This is a genomic window from Patescibacteria group bacterium (genome assembly GCA_041660565.1).
In the GTDB taxonomy this organism is placed as follows: Bacteria; Patescibacteriota; UBA1384; order CAJBMM01; family CAJBMM01; genus JBAZWC01.
The window spans coordinates 304,548-322,962 of the sequence record JBAZWC010000002.1; the positions used below are offsets into that span (position 1 = coordinate 304,548).

Here is an 18,415-nt window from a genome sequence, read left to right on the forward strand (position 1 = left end):
CGGAGGGGAGATCCTTGGGTTCCCCCAATGTCTCTAATCACCCTAATTCACCTAAAATGGTCCTCTAATTTTTTCCCACCGGGCTAGTGACGGCTCCGGTATTTGAGTCATATAAAATATCACGGTTAAGTGGGTCTTTGGGGATTTCGGTCAGATAGTGTTTTTGTACTAACTCGTTCAGATCTTTTGGGTAATGACCGAATTTATTTTTGTAATCTTTAATCATATTAGTTAATCCTTGCAAGATGGTGTAGTGATCGACAAACAGTTTGGCGCGATCTTTAAAGTATTGCGTATCACTACTTTCCGCCAATCCTTCAAAAATCGCCAATGCGGTTTGGTAATCATTTGATCGATCAAACTCAACTGCCGATAAAAATTTGGTTTTAGACGGCGCTCCGGGTTTTTCTGAAGCGCGTTTATATGCGGCGGCCGATTGCGCGTAATCTTTTTTGTTGATGTAGTAAATTGTGCCCTCGTAATATGGAATTTCCCAGTTGTTTGGTAACGCAACCTCGCCGTCTTTTAGAATTTGCAAAGCTTGATCAGAAAAACCTTCACCGGAGAGCACGATGCCGGAAAATTGATACGGGTAGCTGAATTTATTATCCAGAGACAAAATTGAGCTCATTAATTTGGGTAATGCTTGATATTTGCCGTATGGATCACCCCCGCCGTAGTATTGGATGGTGTTTAGCCACAATAAATCTGCCATAAAATTATTGTTTCCAAGCGCGCTAATTTTGAGCATATCTTTATTCGGCACTATAGGTTCAATAATTTGATTATAAGTTACAGTCGATTTGCGCCACTGGCTGGCACGTACCCGGTCAAAATTGAGCTGCGTTAATACTACCAGCGCTAAAAGGGCTGGGACGGTAAGCCATTTAATTATTGAGGTGATTATTTTATTCATTTTCATTGTTTTTTTGATGATGTGCTCCTCACCCGGCCTACGGCCACCCTCTCCTCAGGGAGGAGAGGGGATCCCCTTCTCCTCGTTTTTGAGGAGAAGGTGCCTGTCAAGGCGGATGAGGAGGGAGTCGATCCTATAATTCCTGCTTGCGGAAGGCAGCGTTGGCCAAAAACAACAATATCGCACTGTAAACAACGGTATAAACTATCACTAATGAAATTTGCTCAGCAGTGGGCTGGATATGGTAAACCACATTATTGCGCAAATTAAATTTTTCTAAATTTGGAAAGATGTAATAAACCGCTTTGTACAAATCTTTAATCCAAACAGGGCTATCTTGGCTTAAATTTACCACCGTTGCCGATGAATGGCCGATAATAAAGATCGCTAAGGCGTAAACGGTGCTTATAACCGCCGAGCAAAAACTGGAAAACATTACGGTTAAGGCAATAAGCAACACCATCTCTAGATAAGTATAAAACAGGGCAAGAATCAGCGTGACATCAATAACTTGCCAGCCTAGCCGAATGACCAACAAAGCTCCAAAAATTACTGACATCATGCCAATTAACATCAAAACGGTTAAACACAAGCCCGCAAATTTGCCTAATAAGTAGGTGAGGCGGGTGATTGGGCGCGCCAGCACTGTGTATGCGGTGCGTTGGTCTAACTCTTTGGCGATACTGGAGCCGCTTAGGAAGATGGTGATGATGATGCCGAAGAAAAATATGCCGGTTAAGCCAAGTTCGATGATAATTTTGCTGTCTTGGTCTAGCGAGATTGAGCCCAAAAATAAGGTAGCGCCAAGCAGTAAAACGGCAAAAACTCCCAGAGTGATTAAAATTCGATCACGGATGCTTTCTTTGTAGGTGTTAAGGGCTATGACTTTTATGGCATTGATCATTTTTTAATCTCCTTGAGACGCGATTGATTAATTCGATCGACAAAGAATTGCTCCAAAGTTTGGTGGGGTTTAAGGAACGATTTAGTTTCGCCAATTTCGAGCAACACACCGCGGTCAATAATACCAATTTGATCACACATCTCTTCGACATCACTTAAAATGTGTGAGTTGAAAAAGATGGTGATTTTTTGTTTGCGCAAATCTTGGATCAGCTTTTTCATTTCGGCGCGGCCAAAAGCATCTAAGCCGTCTAGCGGTTCATCTAAAAATAGAATTTTTGGATCGCCAATTAGCGCTTGGGCTAAGCCCAGTCTTTGCACCATGCCTTTGGAATACCCGCGAATAGAGCGGGTTTGTGAATCTGTGAGGCCAACCTGATTTAAGAGCGCGGACGCTCGATTGCGCGCTGATTTTTTAGCTAGCCCCGCTAATTGCCCATGCATGGTGACAAACTCTAGACCGGTTAAGTATTGGTAAAATCGGGGATTTTCGGGCATAAAACCCAGTTCTTTCATCGCTGCCACTGTTCCGGCGGGGTGATTAAAGATTTTTATTTCGCCTGAATCTGGTTTGGCTAGCCCAACAACCATTCGCATGGTGGTAGTTTTTCCGGCGCCGTTTGGGCCTAAAAAACCAAACACGGTGCCAGCTTTTAGTGCAAAAGAAAGATGGTTGACCGCGGTTTGGCTGTATTTTTTTGTCACGTCTTTAAGTTCAAGCGCGTACATTTACTCTCCTTGTCGAATATATTGTAGCCGTGAAATTGGCAAAAAACAAGAGTAAAAGAAATCGTCCCGGGGCACAGAGCGGCCTCGGGACGGTGATAATCGCGCCCCATTGTCAGTTGCTATACCCAGTCACCATAGCTTGTTGTTGACGGTCACCTGTTGGGCTGGCAACTTCCGGCTTCGCACTTCATGGAACAGGCCGAGCAATAGGAATGCGCAAACGAATAGTACAAATACGATGTCACGCCACCGTGTATCTTTGTTCATCTGACGTCTCCCGTTGCTAGAATGTGTCAGCATGTGCTATATTATAATGACTATGAAACAAAAAGTCAAACAAATTATCGTGCTCGCGGGGCCAACTGCTAGTGGTAAAACCGATCTGGCTGCTGATTTGATCAAAAAATATCCGCTCGAAATAATTTCGGCTGATTCGCGACAGGTTTATCGTGGGCTGGATATTGGTAGTGGCAAAGATAAAACCGTGCCACAGTTCTTAATTGATGTGGTTAATCCGGAGAACGGATTTACTGTGGCGGATTTCAAGAAACTAGCCGAAGAAAAAATTGAACAAATCTGGCAAAGAGGGAACACGCCCCTAATTGTCGGCGGCACCGGCTTTTACATTGAGGCATTGATGTTTGATCAAACCACAAACCAAACGCCGCCAAATAAGTCGATCAGACAAAAACTCGAGCCGCTTTCCGGTGCAGAGCTATTAGAAATAATCGCGCGAGTTGACGCGATGACCGCTAGCAAAATCGATGTCAATAATCGCCGACGTTTAATTCGCGCAGCGGAAATTATCTCGGCAACAAAAAAGCCGATTGCCCCGGTTTCGCATCAGTTGCGCACCGACGCTCGGGTTAGCTGCTTCGTGCTTGATGTACCGCGTGAGGAGCTGTATAAGAGAATCGATAAACGAGTAGATGATCGGTTGAAGATCGGAATGATCGAAGAAGTTGAGCATTTAATCTTGGCCGGAGTCTCAAAAGAGTGGTTAGTTTCACTCGGGCTTGAATATCGCGCCATCACTCGATTCCTATCAGGTGAGGTTGGGCGCGACGAAATGGTGAAACAGTTAAAATATGACACGCACGCCTTTGCCAGACGGCAAATATCATATTTTAAGAGATGGAAATTCGCCGAAGCACTAAGCAAAAAAAGAATTTTAAATTTTAAATTTTAAATTTTCAAAACTTGGAATTTAATTAATCTTATGGTTTCACGCCGTAAACATTGATTGCTTGCTCGTAAATATCGTCAGCAACCTCATCAAAATTTAAGCTCTCGGTATGATACATAATTTTGGGCAAGGTGCTGTCGTGATAAAGCGCCAACAGTTTATATTGATACATTTTATACCACTCCACGGCGTTGTCCTCGCTTTGCCCGCGTCGTTTTAGCTCTTCTTGCCACTTGGTTTCATGAAGCGCTTTAGAGTACAGTAAGCGTTGCTTAATTATATCTTCGGGTACTTGCAATAGCACTAGCATTGGATTGTATTCGCGAATTACTTTTTCAATTTCAACCAAGTCGGCCGGTGATCCGTTAGTAATATTTAGGTGATAAAGATGGAATCGGCAACAAATGGTCACTTTTTTATCAGACGAGCACTCTTTTTTTAAGAACGCGGTAAGTTGCGCGATACTGTTTTTCGGATCAGGGTGCGTGTAGGTTTCAGGTGAAATCCTTTTTGACTCGTCAAAAACTTCGCATGATACGCCCCGACTTTTGAATTTTTCACCAAGAACTTTAATTACATCAGTCTTGCCACTGGTTGGTATGCCTTCAAGAATAATAATCATATGCTTTCTCCTAATCCAAGCATATCAAATTTTTGTGTCATCAACTAAATTATTTCGTTAGATTGTCGCTTTGGTGAGTTCGAGTAGAGTGGTGGCGATGGCGTTTGACTACATTAATGCGGTTTAAGTTGCGCTCTAATAATGCGGCGGCGTGAGCAAATTCAACATCGTTTTTAGCCTTGTCTTGCAAAGAGGTGGCTGCTTTAACAGCGGCCTCGGCGGCGGCCAGATCAATTGAATCAACGTGCTCGGCGCGATCCGCCATAACTGTGACGGTTTTGTCGGTAATTTCGGCCACACCGCCAAAAACAGAGAAATGATTGGTTTTGTTGCTGGAATGAGTGGTAATTTCGCCGGTTTTAATCATTGTAATTAAATTAACGTGATTTGGTAGCACGCCAATTTCACCGAGTGTGGTCGGTAATAATACTTCGTCAACTTCGAACTCATCAACGACGCGGTCTTGGCTAATTAGGGAGAAGGTGATGGACATTGGGTCCTTAATTTACAATTTGAAATAGTGGGAGATCTTTCATAGACTGGATTCCCGCCTTCGCGGGAATGACTACCACTGATTATGCTTTTTGATTCTTAATTACCTGTTCTAAAGTGCCGGCCATGTAAAACGCTTGTTCTGGAATATCATCGTGTTTGCCGTCTAAAATGGCTTTGAAATCGGCCACGGTTTGCGCAATTGGCACGTATTGTCCGGCGCGTCCGGTAAAACCTTCTGCAACGTGGAACGGCTGGGATAGGAACTGCTGGATTTTGCGAGCGCGAGAAACAATCAATTTATCGGATTCAGATAGCTCGTCCATGCCCAAAATGGCAATAATGTCTTGCAGCTCTTTGTAACGTTGCAATACTTTTTGTACTCCTCGTGCCACCGCGTAATGTTCTTCACCAACGATGTTTGGGTCTAAAATGGTTGAAGTTGAGTCAAGTGGGTCAACAGCCGGATAAATACCAAGCTGTGACAATTCGCGAGACAAAACTACGGTAGAATCTAGGTGAGCAAAGGTGGTAGCAGGGGCCGGGTCGGACAAGTCATCGGCCGGAACATAAACTGCTTGGACCGAAGTAATGGATCCCTTGAGGGTCGAGGTAATACGTTCTTGAAGCTGTCCCATCTCGGTTGCCAAGGTAGATTGGTAGCCCACAGCCGATGGGATACGTCCCAAAAGTGCAGACACTTCGGATCCGGCTTGGGTAAATCTAAAGATATTATCGACAAACAGTAACACATCTTTACCATCATCACGAAAGTTTTCGGCCAGTGTTAATCCGGTCAGCCCAACGCGCTGTCTGGCGCCTGGTGGTTCATTCATCTGCCCAAAAACCAACGCGGTTTTGTCCAAAACCCCCGATTGTTTCATTTCGTGATATAAATCGTTTCCCTCACGAGTTCGTTCACCAACGCCGGCGAACACCGAATACCCGCCGTGTTCAGCGGCAATGTTTCTGATAAGCTCGGTGATAACCACAGTTTTACCCACGCCCGCGCCGCCAAACAGTCCCACTTTTCCACCTTTGGAGATAGGTGCGATAAGATCGATCACTTTGATTCCAGTTTCCAGAATCTCGGTTTTAGTATTCTGATCGGTAATGTCTGGCGCGGCACGATGAATAGGGGAGGTTGTTTTAGTTTTGATTGGTTCTAGCCCGTCAACCGGTTCGCCTAGAACATTGATCATGCGCCCTAGCACCTCTTTACCAACCGGAACGGTGATGGCTGAGCCCGTATCTTTAACCTCTAACCCACGCTGTAAGCCCTGAGTATCTCCCATGGCAATGGCGCGTACAGCCGAAGACGACAAATGTTGCTGTGTTTCTAGCACTAGCGTATGGTCGTTATCTAATTTGACGGTTAAGGCATTAAGGATGGTGGGCAGGCCTTCGGTAAATTCCACGTCCACTACCGGCCCGATAATTTGGGTGATGATTCCTGTCATAGGTCTCCTTTACTGCTCAAGGGCGGTGATACTTGAGGAAATCTCCGCCATTTCGGCTGTAATTGCTGTTTGTCTTTCGCTGTTAAATGTTAGTTGTAAGTCGTTTGATAAATCTTCGGCGTTATCGGTAGCTGATCTCATTGCAATCATGCGCGCAGAATGTTCTGAAGCGGCTGACTCAAGCATCATTTCAAAAAATAATTGATCTACTAATTTTGGTAAAAGCCCTTTGAGCAACTCAGAAACGCTTGGCTCAAACATTGCCTCGGCGTCTGCAATTTGTTGGTCTTTGTTGGCTGTTTCGCGCGCTGATTCCGGGTGAACAAACAATGGCAAAAGCTGAGTTACGGTTGGAACTTGAACTAACGTTGATTGAAAATGACTGTAAACCACGTTAACCAGGTCGTATTTCTTAGCTAAAAAGTTTGTGGTGGCAAACAAAGAAATTGGTCGGCAAAACTCAAATGGTACATTTGCTGGTACATCGATAAAAGTGGCAGCGATGGGAAATTTGTACTTAGCCAAAAGCGAGTTGCCCTTTTTGCCTATTACCACTAAATCCGTGTCGTGACCGGCTTCTTTAATTTGGGTTAGCGCTTTTTTAATCACCTGCGCGTTGATGCCGCCAGCTAAGCCACCGTCGGAAGTGATAATGATCAGCAATTCATTTTTAATTGGCCGAATGTCTAGTAAAGGATGATGAAATTCCAAATTTTGTTGCTGCAAGCGGTCAATTAACGCCGAGATACGGGTAGCGTATGGTCTTGCCCCCACAACGGCCTGGCTAGCCTTATGCATTTTTGCAGCCGACACTAATTCCATCGCTTTGGTAATTTGTTTGATATTACCAACCGATCGAAGTCGTCTTTTAATTACTAAACTGTTGCTCACGCCGTTGCTTCCTTAAATGCCTTAGTAATGGTTTCTTCGTCCGATTTTTCTATCGTATCTTTTGTGGTCAATTCGGCTAATAATTTTGCATAGCCAGATTTTAATCCAGTCAAAAACTGCTTAGTGGTTTTGGCGACATCATCTATATCTACACCGTCGTAAAGTCCGTTGGTAACCGCCCAAACCAACGCAATCTGCTCGCCGACCGGTAGGGGAGAATATTGTGGCTGTTTCAGGATTTCAGTAATTCTGGCACCGCGGTCGAGCTGGCTCTTGGTGGCATCGTCTAAGTCTGAACTAAATTGGGCAAAAGCGGCTAATCCACGATATTGTGCCAAGTCTAAGCGCAATTTTCCGGCCACTTTTTTCATATTTTTAATTTGAGCGTCACTTCCAACGCGTGAAACCGATAATCCAACGTTTAATGCCGGTCTGATTCCTTGATAGAATAGATCAGATTCAAGATAAATTTGTCCGTCGGTGATAGAAATAACGTTGGTTGGAATGTAGGCCGAGACATCGCCAGATTGAGTTTCGATAATCGGTAGGGCAGTAATTGATCCGCCGCCGGCTTCTTTATTTAAGTTAGCGCTGCGTTCGAGTAATCTGGAGTGCAGATAAAAAACATCACCCGGATAAGCTTCGCGACCCGGTGGGCGACGGAGCAATAGCGAGATTTGACGATACGACCAGGCGTGCTTGGATAGATCATCATAAACTACTAGCACGTCTTGTCCTTTAGCCATGAAATATTCGGCGATAGCGCAACCGGCGTACGGAGAGAGAAAGACTAATGATGCTGGGTCTGAAGCTCCTGCCACTACCACAATGGTATGTTTTAGCGCGTTCATTTCTTCAAGTTTGGCTACAATTCTGGCGGTTTTGGACTTTTTTTGACCGATAGCAACGTAAATACAGATGACGTCGGTATCGCGCTGGTTAATGATGGTGTCGATGGCGATGGCAGTTTTACCGGTTTGGCGATCTCCAATAATCAGTTCGCGCTGACCACGGCCAATTGGAATCATCGAATCGATGGCAATGATACCGGTTTGAATTGGCTTGTTGACCTTCTGCCTGGTAATGACGCCCGGCGCCACTTTTTCAACCGGCATCATAGTAGTTTTTTTGAACGCGCCTTTGCCGTCAATTGGTTCACCGAGTGGGTTAACCACGCGCCCGATCATCTCTTCAGATGCAGGGACGCTCATAACCTGTCCGGTGCGCTTAACGCTGTCACCGGCTTTAACCTTAGTGGTATCACCTAAAATGGCAGCTCCAACCCGAGTTTCTTCTAAGTTTAACACTAAACCAACCAAATCATCGTTAAAGGTAACGAGCTCGCCAGACATCACCGAAGATAGGCCAGAGATAGTGGCAATTTCATCAGCCACACTCAGAACAATCCCGGATTGTCTTTGCTCCGGCGTGTATTCAATATCGGCAAGTTGTTTTTTTAGTTGATCGATAAGGGTTTCGCTCATGTCGTTCCTTTTTATTCAGATGTGTTTAGGGCTAAACTAATTTGTCTTAACTGTTGTCTTAGGCTATTCTCATAGGTCTGGTCGGAAACAGTCAGTCGCACGCCGGCCAGTAGGTTTGAATCTAACCGAGAAATTATGATGCTGTTGCTCCCAAACTGTTTTTTGATCTCGGTTTCATCCACTTGTGTCTTAGCATAATCGATCTTGATAATCGGAATGCCAAGACGTCGTAACTGTCGCTCAAAAGCGGATAATACTTTGGGGATTATTTTAATACTGCGATCTCGGTGTAAAATTAAAACCAAATTGGTGAGCGGTTTCACCGTGCCTTGGGTAGAAAGCAATGATTTTAGCTGGCTTGTGGTTAAATTGCTTAATTTTGATGGGCACTCGGTGGCAATTTCGGCTAAGTCTAATAAAACTTGATAACATCGTCCGTAATCGGATGATTCAACCTGATCTAGCAACGCTGTTGCAGCTAGCGCGTGATTAATCATCGTTTTTCTTCCCCACGGCCTTCAAAGTGGTCTCGATGTATTTTTGCTCAATACTGGTTGGCATTTTTTCTAGCAAAATCGATTTAACAGCTAGCATCACTAAGTCAGCAGCTTCAGACTGAATCTGCTTTTTTATTTCAGAGGCTTGCTGAGACAACTTAGCCTCGGTTTGGCTGATCATTTTTGCCGATTGTTCCTTGGCTAAATCCAAAATCTCTAATTGACGTGATTTGGCTTGATTCTCAGCTTTTGCAATTAACTGTTCTGCATCAATACGAGCTTGGTGCAAGATTTTTTGCTGCTCGTCAGTAGTCTCGGCCAGCTTTTTCTCGATTGTCTCGGCATTTTTTAAGCTTTCGTCGATCTTATTTTTGCGCTCATCCATCACCTGTAACAATGGCTTGTACACAATTTTATTTAACAAAAATAACAAGATCACAAAGTTTATCGTGCTTGCGACCAATAGTTTCCAATCAACTCCAAAAGAATTAAGAATTTCCATATTTATCCGATTCTTTTATATTTATCCGCGGAAGGCTAAAAGTAGGGCGTAAATGGCGATAGCTTCGGCAAATGCCATACCAAGCAACATTGGCACCAGCACTTTTCCAGCTGCTTCCGGATTGCGACCAATTGATTCCATTGCTTTCATGCCAATCAAGCCAATTGCAATGGCAGGGGCAAAACCACCCAAAGCGATAATAATTCCACCGGCGAATGTAATAGTCATTTTATGACTCCTTTTTTAATGCGCGTCGTGTTCGACGGGCTGGCTGATAATACTAAAGAAAACAAGGGTTAATAACGCAAAAACGGTCGCCTGGACTAACCCGACGATCGTTTCGAGCATTAAAAATGGTACCGGAGCAATGTACCCGGCCATACCGGTAATAGTGCTAATTACTACATCTCCGGCATAAACGTTACCAAACAGTCGAAACGATAACGAGATTATCTTAACAAATTCTGATACAACTTCCAAGAACCCCACAAAACCGCCAATGGCGATCCCAAGTAGAATAAAGGCGATTCCGCCCTGCAGAGGGTTATGAAAATATCGTTTAACATAGCCGTATATGCCGTTGAATCGGATGCCGTAGTACTGGGTTAATATCACGGTAATTAAAGCGAGTGCCAGCGTTGTATTTAGATCAGATGCGGCCGAGCGAAAAAGCGGTACGAACACGGTTCCATGCGCGGAGTGTTCATATATCCCGATGGCATTTAAACCGGGAATCAGACCAAACCAGTTTGCGCATAAAATAAACAAAAAAAGTGTGGCGATAATCGGGAAAAAAACACGAGCCCGATCTGCCGCCACCGATTTTACCAAGTCATAAAGCGTTTCTAAAATATATTCCATAAAATTTTGCAGTTTGCCGGGGTGCAATTTGATGTGCCTAGTAGCTAACAATCCCAAAATAATCAAAGTTGACATTACCAACCAAGACATCAGCAGTGAGTTGGTAATAAAAAAATGTCCAATGTGGACGACATTTTCTGGCTTTAATGGGACTTCCACGATAATCCTTATGTAAATTATATTAAATATTTGTCAATGACATTCTAGCATTACGAAGGGGTTTTTGGCAAGAACAGGCAAATATTTGATAATTATGCTTCGTATTTATTGACGCCCAGCGGTGCTAGTCTATACTAAACCTATAGAGGGGATTCGTATGACTGTCATACAGCTGTACTGGCTTAGCTTAAGTGTCTTAGTAGCCGTGATTGTTGCGGTGATTTGGGTTTCTGCATCAAAACGACGATCTATGAAACGAAGCGTAGAAGCGCATAAAACCGAATTTTTTTCACTCGTTGCGCACTATTTTATGACTCCGCTATCCATTATCCGCGGAAATGTATCCGAGCTAATTGACCCATCGTCAGCCAGCCTGTCGAAATCACAGCTAATAACATATTATCTGAACATCCAAGTATCGGCTGCCCGTTTGATCATGTTAGTTCAAAACATTATGACGGTATCGGAAATTGATCAGCAGACCATCTCGCTTAATCCGACTGCGGTTAATCTAATGGATGTAATAGATAAATGTATTACCGAGGTGCACTCAGAGGCGATGCAGCGAGGAGTAAACATTAGATTTGATCGTACCCTAGAAGAATCGGCAAGTCAGGTTACTATTGATCCGGAAAAATTCCGACAGGCTTTAATTAATATTCTGCATAACTCGGTAAAATTCACGCGGCCGGGTGGTAATATTCAAGTTACGCTCAAAACTAGCTCAAATTCCTTTGAAATACAGGTTGCTGATTCCGGTATTGGCATTTCCAAAGATGAAATGACTAAACTGTTTACCCGGTTTCACCGTGGCACCAGCTATTTGAATTTGGATTATGAGGGCGTTGGGCTGGGATTATATATTGCCAAATATCTGATTGAACTTAACCGCGGGCAAATTAGGGTAGATAGTGAACTAGACAAAGGCACTGTGGTAACAATAAATTTGATTAAATAATATTCAAATGTGATATAGTTGAGCTATGGCGATATCACGCGTAAATTCGGTGGTAATTCAGGGGCTAGATGGTATCAGCATCATCGTCGAAGTTGATCTTGGCTTAGGTCTGCCTAAATTTAGCATTGTCGGTTTGCCCGATAAAGCGGTAGATGAAGCAAAAGAACGTACTAAATCTGCACTCAAAAATTCAAACATCCCATTTCCGCAACATTTGGTGACGGTTAATTTGGCGCCAGCCGATGTTAAGAAGTCCGGTACCGGTTACGATCTGCCGATTGCTTTGGGGATCGCCGTAGGATTAGAACAAGTGGAGCAATCCGCACTAGAAAACGCTGGGTTTATCGGTGAATTGTCTTTAAGTGGTGATATTAAGCCGGTTTCGGGCATTTTGCCGGCCACCATGCATGTGCGTGACTTGGGTTGGAAATCGCTTTATGTGCCTTCTGCAAACGGGGCAGAGGCGGCCATTATTGATGGTATTGATATTTATCCGGTGGAAAGTCTACGGCAATTAATTTTACATTTGCGCGGTGAAAAGCTAATCAAACCACTACCCCAAACCGAGTGGCAAGGGCAAGTGGACAAAGCAGTTTATACCGATATGTCATCCATTCGCGGGCAAAATCAGGCCAAGCGATCATTAGAAATTGCTGCGTCTGGTGGTCATAACGTGTTGATGAGCGGGCCTCCGGGAAGTGGCAAAACCATGCTGGCCAAAGCGTTTGCTGGCATTTTGCCTACCATGACTAAAAACGAAGTGTTTGAAGTGACCAAAATTTACAGTGTGGCTGGTTTGCTAACCGCCGACGAGCCGATTATGTTACGCCGACCTTTTCGTTCCCCGCACCACACCAGTAGCACTATTTCTTTGATTGGCGGAGGGCAATGGCCCAAGCCGGGGGAGATAAGCCTTGCCCATCGAGGTGTGCTGTTTTTAGATGAATTTCCCGAGTTTCCCAGAAGTGCTTTGGAAAGTTTGCGCCAGCCACTGGAAGATGGCACCGTTTCGATATCTCGAGCTAACGGCTCGGTGCATTTTCCGGCTAAGTTTATTTTGTTGGCAACTCAAAATCCTTGCCCGTGTGGTTATTTGCACGACACCATCAAGCGTTGCCGTTGCTCGCAAACCGAGATAAAGCGTTATCACCAACGCTTGTCTGGCCCGCTTTTGGATCGCATTGACTTGCATATTACCGTGCCACGAGTTGAAGTGGATGATTTAAGTAATGCCGGCAACGGAGAGACGACCGAAAGTATCCGTCTGCGCGTTGAAAAAGCGCGTAAAATTCAGTCGGTGCGTTTTGAAGGCACAAAGATAGTCTCGAACGCGGAAATGGGAGTTAAAATGATCGATCAGTTTTGTGTGCTCGATGTAGCGTCTCGAAATTTATTAAACAAGGCGGTGGAAAGGTACGGTTTATCGGCTCGGTCATATCATCGTATCATTAAGGTTGCCAGAACCATTGCTGATCTGTCTGGAGAGGAAAACATCCAACAAAACCACATTGCTGAAAGTCTGCAATTTAGAGAAAGCTCTCAGGATGAGGAAAATATTAGATAAATTTTTAATTTTTAATTTTTAATTTCAAATGAAAGGTTGCCAATTTTAAATGACTAAATAAAGAACCATTTAAAATTTAATCATTCGGTACTTATTCATTTAAAATTTGGGCGATATATTATAGACTGGATTCCCGCTCTTCGAGCCTGAGCCTGAGGGCTTATCCCTCAGAGTCGAATGACCTGCGCGGGAATGACAGATCGTCTAGTTATTTATATGTAAAAACTGGCTAAAGCTGTTGCTAAAGTGCTGCAAATAGTCAGTTTTTGCGTTTACTATGACCGTGGCCACTAAAATAATTATTAATAAGCCAAATACAAAACCAACTCGGCGTAGCTCTTTAACTACTAACGTAGATGAGTGGCTAAGCGAAGATTCTGGCTCAACAACGGGTTTTGCAGCGATTGTAACTGTTTCGGATACGGTTGGAATTTGATCGGGTTGGCTAATAGGAATGGTGGAAACTGGGGCCGAAACTGTTTTTTTGAAAAACTTTTTCTTATGTTTTTTTGACATTTATTGCCTCCGGTTATTCTCGCCTCGATCATATCGCTTTTTCCACCTTTTACACAAGAGGGGGTTTTGTGTTATAATCGGATACATACGAGCGAAATGCGAGAGTAGTTCAGTGGTAGAACGCTTCCTTGCCAAGGAAGAGGCCGGGGGTTCAAGTCCCCTCTCTCGCTCCAATATTCTTTTGGTCTGGTGGCCGAGCAGCTAGGCAGCGGTCTGCAAAACCGCGTACAGCAGTGCAACTCTGCTCCAGACCTCCACAAGACAAAATTCGAAATCCGAAGCACCAAGCACGAAATAAATAATAAATACAAAATAAAAAAGGTTTCTAACATTTGAATTTGAAATTTGGGATTTGTTTCGAATTTCGGATTTAGTGCTTCGAATTTGCAAAGGATATTTATGGCTGATAATACAGGGATGATGATTGCTCAGGTTGTTGTGTCATTGTTGTTAGTTGCAACGGTGTTGCTGCAGCAACGGGGGACAGGACTTGGTGGAGCATTTGGTGGTGAAGGTAACGTGTATCGATCAAGACGCGGCACCGAACGATTTTTATTTGGTTCGACGATTGTTTTAGGCGTGGCTTTTGTGGCTTTAGCTGGAATATCCGTTTTCCTCGCCAGATAAATAGGTAATTATGATTAAGTTATCAATCAATCCCGGGAGAATGACGTTAATTGAGAGGCTGGGGTCGGTTTGGCGTCGGCTAATCCGATTACCAAAAGTGCTTCGGCCAAAAGAAAAACGGGCGATTTTATTCTTAGCTCTAGTGATGCTTGGTGCGTTGCTGTGGAACTTAATCAGTAGTCACGGTTCTAACCCGGCCTTTGGTGGTACTTATGTGGAAGGGTTTGTGGGAGAGGCAAAATATATCAATCCGGTGCTGGCCAGCTCAGATGCTGACACCAGTATGGTTAAACTTATTTATTCCGGATTAACCAGAATCGATGAAAATGGTGATATCCAGCCAGATTTGGCCTCGTCTTGGGAGATAACCGATGGCGGCAAGACTTACATTTTCCATTTGCGCAATGACGTAGAGTGGCATGATGGGTCGCCGTTCACTGCCAAAGACGTGGTATATACTATCGGGTTGATCCAAGACCCGGCAGTCCAAAGTTGGCATTTCGACGCGTGGAACAACATTTCTGCAAGCGCGCCCGATGACTACACGGTAAAGTTTAGCTTGCCCGAGGTTACATCTACCTTCATTTGGAACACCACTATTGGTATAATGCCAGCAAAAATTGGCAGCTCCGATATTAATCAAAGTTTTGTGGGCACCGGGCCGTATAAATATTCTAAGGTAAGAGTTAAAAACAATAAGATCGAATCCATCGTGTTAGTCCGGAATACCCATATCTATCATGTTTCGGCGCCGTACATCGATGCAGTCGAAATTTGGCTTTTCCCATCATTAGCTGAAGCAAAATCTGCTTTGCAAGATCAGAAGATACAGGCGTTGGCCAAGCCGGAAGTAAATGATAGCCGTGCCAATAGTTATCAGCTAATTTTGAATCAAAAAATCACTTTGTTCATTAACAGCCAGAGCGCTTTGTTATCCGACCTAAATGTGCGGCAGCAGCTGCTAAGTGGTACGGTTACAGCAAGCATTACCAAGCCGCTTGTGGTGGTGGTTGACACTGCACACGCTAATGATTCGGTAATAACCGAAACCATCAAGCAGTGGGAAAAAGAGGGGATCACAATTACGTCGCAAAACTTGTCACTAACCGCTATCAAAGCGTCCATATTACCATCGCGAAAATATGATGTGCTTATTTTGGCGGTTGAAGACGGCCCGCAGTTTGATTATTATGCTTATTGGCATTCGTCGCAAATGAGTGGGCTCGGGTTAAACTTTTCGAGCGTGAAAAATAATGATCTGGACAAATTATTGTCAGATCAGCGCAAGGCACTAACCATTGCCGATCGCAGTACCTTAACTGACCAGATTGAAAAGATGCTAGATGGTTTGGCAGTGCGAAAAGTGTTGTCTCAGGCAAAATTTGAATACGCAATCAGCAAAAATGTGCATGTTGTGCCGACAAAGGTTGGTAACAGTGGAGCCGATCGTTTCAATAGTTTTGAGAAATGGTACATTAAAACCAGGCGGTAAACCGCCAATTTTCTATTTTTATTTTAAAATTTTAAAACATTTGGAAATTCATTTAAAATTTATAATTTATACTTTAAAATTTAAGTGCTTGGGGATGTGGTGAAATGGCAGACACGCAGCGTTCAGGTCGCTGTGAGCGCAAGCTCGTGGAGGTTCAACTCCTCTCATCCCCACCATTCGACTCTCCGCCGGTCGGCGGATCGCTCACGTTCGACACCGCTACGCGGTGCTCAGGGCCTGAGTGTAATCGAAGGCATGGTCTACGACCCTGAGCTGAAGAAGTAAGGCGAATGCCCTGAGAATTGTAGAGGGGCTTTTTTGTTGTCAAAATATCGACAAAACATAAATAATATGATAATATAATGCCAACTCGCGCGAAAGGGGGACGGATGAATGCGCGTTTTGGTGGTACCAAGCAGTGGCATGGTCCCGGTTGATCAGCTTGGACCAGACACGCTGATGCGCTGCGAAAAAGCGCTTGAGCTGTGGCGGACGGGACAGTTTGGCTGCCTGGTGGTTACCGGCGGTCGGTGTCACCCGTCATACGTGGAGACACGGTCGGCTGCGGAATCGATGCAAGTGTGGTTCGATTTCGGCCGAGTTCCGCTGTCATGCATTCTGGTAGAGCCGGAGGCCAAGGACACCTTCGGAAACGCGATCAGCACCGTGGCGGGGCTTCAGCATTGGGGGATCGACACAGACAACATCACAGTGGTCAGTCACTGGTTGCACTGTGTTCGGCTCCGGATCACCTTCCGACTAGCCTGTAGGGTTCGGGTCAAGACGGTGCCGCTTTACTACCCAATCGGGTGGAAGGGCGCGTTTGCCGAGGTCGCGATGATCTGCTACCACGTGCTTGATCGGAAAGGGAATGGCTGGATTGCCCGGCGCAACCGCGCCAAGCGAACATTCTCGAAACCATCCTGATGTAGAATGGAGGAGTCGATGTGCGACAAGTACGTATATCTCGCAGGGCCGATTGCGGGGCAGACTTACGACCAGAGCAACGACTGGCGTATCAATACCGGTGACCGGCTCAGAGAACTTGGGATGGTTCCGCTTTCACCGATGCGAGGGAAAGACCCGCAAGCGTTTGTTCCGGGGTTTGACCGTGAATCCACGCCGCTGACCTCCGCCCGTGGCATCAAGGCTCGTGATAAGTATGATGTGCACCGATCATCGGCAGTCCTGGCCAACTTCCTTGGGGCCACGGACAAGTCTATCGGCACAGCGTGCGAATTCAGTTGGGCTGATGACGCCGGGGTGCCGGTCATCGCTGTCATGGAGCCATCGGGTAATCCGAATGATCACCCGTTCATTCGAGAAACCGCGTTCTGCGTGGTCACAACTCTTGGTGAGGCGATCGAGGTTCTCAGATGGATCGTGCTTCCATGACAACGAACCGTCACTGCCGGGGCTTAACCGCCCCGGCTATTATTTTTCGTTGACTTTTGGTGCTGAATCACGTAATATAAAAGATAGCCGAGATGGATGGCCAGTTTTTTGTTATTTGGGATCGTGGTGGAATTGGCATACACAACAGGTTGAGGGCCTGTGGGAGAAATCCCGTGAGGGTTCAAGTCCCTCCGATCCCACCATTCAGAGGATAGAAAATGGAGGATAGAGGATGGACTGTTTTCCTAACATTACAATAGGATCGAAATAAACAATCTATTTTCCACCTTCAATCATCCATTCTCCGATCTGGAATCTTAGCTCAGTTGGTTAGAGCGCCTCGTTTACACCGAGGAGGTCAGTGGTCCGAGTCCACTAGGTTCCACCATTCGACTTTTCGACCAAATTATTTGCCCAGATAGCTCAGTGGTAGAGCGCTGCCCTGAAGAGGCAGGCGTGGTCAGTCCGATTCTGACTCTGGGCACCAACCTTCGCCATCGCGTACGCTCGGACTATGGTTGGCAAGCCAATCAGTTTACTCTAAAGATTAGGTAATAATTGCGAAGGTTGCCGTCCGAAGTCGTTATGGAATAACGCGAAGGATGGCTAGGCAAATATAATGGAGTACGTTAATGTCCACATTTTTCCCGCCAATAGATGGTACGAGTGCGCAATATGGCACCATTTGGATCGTATTACTTCTTGCAACCGCGCTTTTAATTGGGCTATGGTGGTTCATGCACAAAGCAGTGATGCGAACATCAATATTACGTTATCTATCTACAGTAGTGGTAATGGGGTTCATTGTTTACTGGTTTAGGTTCGAAAACGTAATGTACTTTACCGCAGATTGGATTATCTGGTTGTGGGTTGCGGTGGTGGCAATTGGCTTGCTCTGGTTGTTGTCGATCCGCCTGATAAAAGTGCCCAAAGTTAAAGCTAAACAATCAGTAGTAGATACCAAAACAAAATACCTTCCGAAATCAAAAAATACAAAGCCAAGGATTAAAAAATAAATCAGTAAATGTCATTTCGACCCTCGGAGAGCGTCAGCTCGACGGTGTTGGAGAAATCTTAAAAAGAATCCCTTCCAGTCTTTCTTGAGATCTCTCCAACCTCTCGACAAAGCTCGAGGGGTCGAGATGACAATTATCGGATCAT

21 protein-coding genes and 6 tRNA genes are annotated in these 18,415 nt (G+C 44.8%); 14 read left to right on the top strand and 13 right to left on the bottom strand.

Annotation, left to right across the window (positions count from 1 at the left end):
• Positions 1-64: 64 nt before the first annotated feature.
• The 3 genes from WC773_04095 to WC773_04105 form a co-directional block, all read right to left on the bottom strand.
• On the bottom strand, positions 65-922 hold the full coding sequence (locus WC773_04095) for a hypothetical protein (GenBank protein MFA6082562.1): 858 nt from the start codon (positions 920-922) through the stop codon (positions 65-67).
• 127 nt (positions 923-1,049) lie between these two features.
• Positions 1,050-1,820, bottom strand: coding sequence for an ABC transporter permease subunit (locus WC773_04100; protein MFA6082563.1), 771 nt, complete (start codon positions 1,818-1,820; stop codon positions 1,050-1,052).
• The gene (locus tag WC773_04105; protein MFA6082564.1) at positions 1,817-2,548 is read right to left on the bottom strand and encodes an ABC transporter ATP-binding protein; all 732 of its coding nucleotides are present in this window, start codon (positions 2,546-2,548) and stop codon (positions 1,817-1,819) included. Before WC773_04105 ends, WC773_04100 begins: the two co-directional genes overlap by 4 nt.
• Before the next feature lie 319 nt (positions 2,549-2,867).
• On the opposite strand from WC773_04105, the gene miaA reads away from it, so the two are divergent.
• A complete protein-coding gene (gene miaA, locus WC773_04110; protein MFA6082565.1) occupies positions 2,868-3,737 on the top strand; it encodes a tRNA (adenosine(37)-N6)-dimethylallyltransferase MiaA in 870 nt (289 codons plus the stop codon).
• 28 nt (positions 3,738-3,765) lie between these two features.
• Here miaA and WC773_04115 read toward each other — a convergent pair whose 3' ends face one another.
• From WC773_04115 to atpB, 9 genes are all read right to left on the bottom strand, one after another.
• Entirely contained in the window at positions 3,766-4,356 is a 591-nt protein-coding gene (locus tag WC773_04115) for a hypothetical protein (GenBank protein ID MFA6082566.1), read from the bottom strand.
• A gap of 49 nt (positions 4,357-4,405) precedes the next feature.
• Positions 4,406-4,849: an ATP synthase F1 subunit epsilon gene (gene atpC / locus WC773_04120; GenBank protein ID MFA6082567.1), complete on the bottom strand. Its 444-nt coding sequence runs from the start codon at positions 4,847-4,849 to the stop codon at positions 4,406-4,408.
• Positions 4,850-4,931: 82 nt separating this feature from the next.
• Positions 4,932-6,308, bottom strand: a complete 1,377-nt coding sequence (atpD, locus tag WC773_04125; GenBank protein ID MFA6082568.1) for a F0F1 ATP synthase subunit beta — start codon at positions 6,306-6,308, stop codon at positions 4,932-4,934.
• A 9-nt stretch (positions 6,309-6,317) separates the two neighbouring features.
• Complete coding sequence (gene atpG / locus WC773_04130) at positions 6,318-7,199, bottom strand: ATP synthase F1 subunit gamma (protein MFA6082569.1); 882 nt, start codon at positions 7,197-7,199, stop codon at positions 6,318-6,320.
• Positions 7,196-8,683 carry a F0F1 ATP synthase subunit alpha gene (atpA, locus tag WC773_04135; GenBank protein MFA6082570.1) on the bottom strand — a complete coding sequence of 496 codons (1,488 nt, stop codon included), beginning with the start codon at positions 8,681-8,683 and terminating at the stop codon, positions 7,196-7,198. The genes atpG and atpA overlap by 4 nt, the downstream gene beginning before the upstream one ends.
• Before the next feature lie 11 nt (positions 8,684-8,694).
• The gene (locus WC773_04140) at positions 8,695-9,180 is read right to left on the bottom strand and encodes a F0F1 ATP synthase subunit delta (protein ID MFA6082571.1); all 486 of its coding nucleotides are present in this window, start codon (positions 9,178-9,180) and stop codon (positions 8,695-8,697) included.
• Positions 9,173-9,682 (bottom strand): F0F1 ATP synthase subunit B, encoded by a 510-nt coding sequence (gene atpF / locus WC773_04145; GenBank protein ID MFA6082572.1) that lies wholly within the window; start codon positions 9,680-9,682, stop codon positions 9,173-9,175. The genes WC773_04140 and atpF overlap by 8 nt, the downstream gene beginning before the upstream one ends.
• Positions 9,683-9,703: 21 nt before the next feature.
• On the bottom strand, positions 9,704-9,910 hold the full coding sequence (locus WC773_04150) for an ATP synthase F0 subunit C (protein ID MFA6082573.1): 207 nt from the start codon (positions 9,908-9,910) through the stop codon (positions 9,704-9,706).
• Positions 9,911-9,925: 15 nt separating this feature from the next.
• Entirely contained in the window at positions 9,926-10,702 is a 777-nt protein-coding gene (gene atpB, locus WC773_04155) for a F0F1 ATP synthase subunit A (GenBank protein MFA6082574.1), read from the bottom strand.
• 157 nt (positions 10,703-10,859) lie between these two features.
• On the opposite strand from atpB, the gene WC773_04160 reads away from it, so the two are divergent.
• Together WC773_04160 and WC773_04165 are read left to right on the top strand one after the other, a co-directional pair.
• The gene (locus WC773_04160) at positions 10,860-11,660 is read left to right on the top strand and encodes a HAMP domain-containing sensor histidine kinase (GenBank protein ID MFA6082575.1); all 801 of its coding nucleotides are present in this window, start codon (positions 10,860-10,862) and stop codon (positions 11,658-11,660) included.
• Between the two features lie 25 nt (positions 11,661-11,685).
• On the top strand, positions 11,686-13,224 hold the full coding sequence (locus tag WC773_04165; protein ID MFA6082576.1) for a YifB family Mg chelatase-like AAA ATPase: 1,539 nt from the start codon (positions 11,686-11,688) through the stop codon (positions 13,222-13,224).
• Between the two features lie 204 nt (positions 13,225-13,428).
• Here WC773_04165 and WC773_04170 read toward each other — a convergent pair whose 3' ends face one another.
• Positions 13,429-13,740 (bottom strand): hypothetical protein, encoded by a 312-nt coding sequence (locus tag WC773_04170; GenBank protein MFA6082577.1) that lies wholly within the window; start codon positions 13,738-13,740, stop codon positions 13,429-13,431.
• Between the two features lie 98 nt (positions 13,741-13,838).
• Here WC773_04170 and WC773_04175 point away from each other — a divergent pair.
• The 11 genes from WC773_04175 (at position 13,839) to WC773_04225 (ending at position 18,270) form a co-directional block, all read left to right on the top strand.
• Positions 13,839-13,913: transfer RNA gene (locus WC773_04175), tRNA-Gly, on the top strand.
• A gap of 10 nt (positions 13,914-13,923) precedes the next feature.
• Positions 13,924-13,997, top strand: a tRNA-Cys gene (locus WC773_04180).
• Between the two features lie 142 nt (positions 13,998-14,139).
• Positions 14,140-14,367 (top strand): preprotein translocase subunit SecG, encoded by a 228-nt coding sequence (secG, locus tag WC773_04185; protein MFA6082578.1) that lies wholly within the window; start codon positions 14,140-14,142, stop codon positions 14,365-14,367.
• A 10-nt stretch (positions 14,368-14,377) separates the two neighbouring features.
• Complete coding sequence (locus WC773_04190) at positions 14,378-15,859, top strand: ABC transporter substrate-binding protein (GenBank protein ID MFA6082579.1); 1,482 nt, start codon at positions 14,378-14,380, stop codon at positions 15,857-15,859.
• A 90-nt stretch (positions 15,860-15,949) separates the two neighbouring features.
• Positions 15,950-16,035, top strand: a tRNA-Leu gene (locus tag WC773_04195).
• Positions 16,036-16,282: 247 nt separating this feature from the next.
• The gene (locus WC773_04200) at positions 16,283-16,786 is read left to right on the top strand and encodes a YdcF family protein (GenBank protein MFA6082580.1); all 504 of its coding nucleotides are present in this window, start codon (positions 16,283-16,285) and stop codon (positions 16,784-16,786) included.
• An 18-nt stretch (positions 16,787-16,804) separates the two neighbouring features.
• The gene (locus WC773_04205) at positions 16,805-17,254 is read left to right on the top strand and encodes a nucleoside 2-deoxyribosyltransferase (GenBank protein ID MFA6082581.1); all 450 of its coding nucleotides are present in this window, start codon (positions 16,805-16,807) and stop codon (positions 17,252-17,254) included.
• A gap of 117 nt (positions 17,255-17,371) precedes the next feature.
• Positions 17,372-17,457: transfer RNA gene (locus tag WC773_04210), tRNA-Leu, on the top strand.
• Between the two features lie 108 nt (positions 17,458-17,565).
• Positions 17,566-17,642: transfer RNA gene (locus tag WC773_04215), tRNA-Val, on the top strand.
• A 24-nt stretch (positions 17,643-17,666) separates the two neighbouring features.
• Positions 17,667-17,741: transfer RNA gene (locus tag WC773_04220), tRNA-Phe, on the top strand.
• Between the two features lie 145 nt (positions 17,742-17,886).
• A complete protein-coding gene (locus tag WC773_04225) occupies positions 17,887-18,270 on the top strand; it encodes a hypothetical protein (GenBank protein ID MFA6082582.1) in 384 nt (127 codons plus the stop codon).
• Positions 18,271-18,415 lie beyond the last annotated feature (145 nt).

Coding starts and splice junctions, on each gene's coding strand:
- WC773_04095 (MFA6082562.1), bottom strand. CDS start 922: ATGAAAATGAATAAAATAATCACCTCAATAATTAAATGGCTTACCGTC.
- WC773_04100 (MFA6082563.1), bottom strand. CDS start 1,820: ATGATCAATGCCATAAAAGTCATAGCCCTTAACACCTACAAAGAAAGC.
- WC773_04105 (MFA6082564.1), bottom strand. CDS start 2,548: ATGTACGCGCTTGAACTTAAAGACGTGACAAAAAAATACAGCCAAACC.
- miaA (MFA6082565.1), top strand. CDS start 2,868: ATGAAACAAAAAGTCAAACAAATTATCGTGCTCGCGGGGCCAACTGCT.
- WC773_04115 (MFA6082566.1), bottom strand. CDS start 4,356: ATGATTATTATTCTTGAAGGCATACCAACCAGTGGCAAGACTGATGTA.
- atpC (MFA6082567.1), bottom strand. CDS start 4,849: ATGTCCATCACCTTCTCCCTAATTAGCCAAGACCGCGTCGTTGATGAG.
- atpD (MFA6082568.1), bottom strand. CDS start 6,308: ATGACAGGAATCATCACCCAAATTATCGGGCCGGTAGTGGACGTGGAA.
- atpA (MFA6082570.1), bottom strand. CDS start 8,683: ATGAGCGAAACCCTTATCGATCAACTAAAAAAACAACTTGCCGATATT.
- WC773_04140 (MFA6082571.1), bottom strand. CDS start 9,180: ATGATTAATCACGCGCTAGCTGCAACAGCGTTGCTAGATCAGGTTGAA.
- atpF (MFA6082572.1), bottom strand. CDS start 9,682: ATGGAAATTCTTAATTCTTTTGGAGTTGATTGGAAACTATTGGTCGCA.
- WC773_04150 (MFA6082573.1), bottom strand. CDS start 9,910: ATGACTATTACATTCGCCGGTGGAATTATTATCGCTTTGGGTGGTTTT.
- WC773_04160 (MFA6082575.1), top strand. CDS start 10,860: ATGACTGTCATACAGCTGTACTGGCTTAGCTTAAGTGTCTTAGTAGCC.
- WC773_04165 (MFA6082576.1), top strand. CDS start 11,686: ATGGCGATATCACGCGTAAATTCGGTGGTAATTCAGGGGCTAGATGGT.
- WC773_04170 (MFA6082577.1), bottom strand. CDS start 13,740: ATGTCAAAAAAACATAAGAAAAAGTTTTTCAAAAAAACAGTTTCGGCC.
- secG (MFA6082578.1), top strand. CDS start 14,140: ATGGCTGATAATACAGGGATGATGATTGCTCAGGTTGTTGTGTCATTG.
- WC773_04190 (MFA6082579.1), top strand. CDS start 14,378: ATGATTAAGTTATCAATCAATCCCGGGAGAATGACGTTAATTGAGAGG.
- WC773_04200 (MFA6082580.1), top strand. CDS start 16,283: ATGGTCCCGGTTGATCAGCTTGGACCAGACACGCTGATGCGCTGCGAA.
- WC773_04205 (MFA6082581.1), top strand. CDS start 16,805: ATGTGCGACAAGTACGTATATCTCGCAGGGCCGATTGCGGGGCAGACT.
- WC773_04225 (MFA6082582.1), top strand. CDS start 17,887: ATGTCCACATTTTTCCCGCCAATAGATGGTACGAGTGCGCAATATGGC.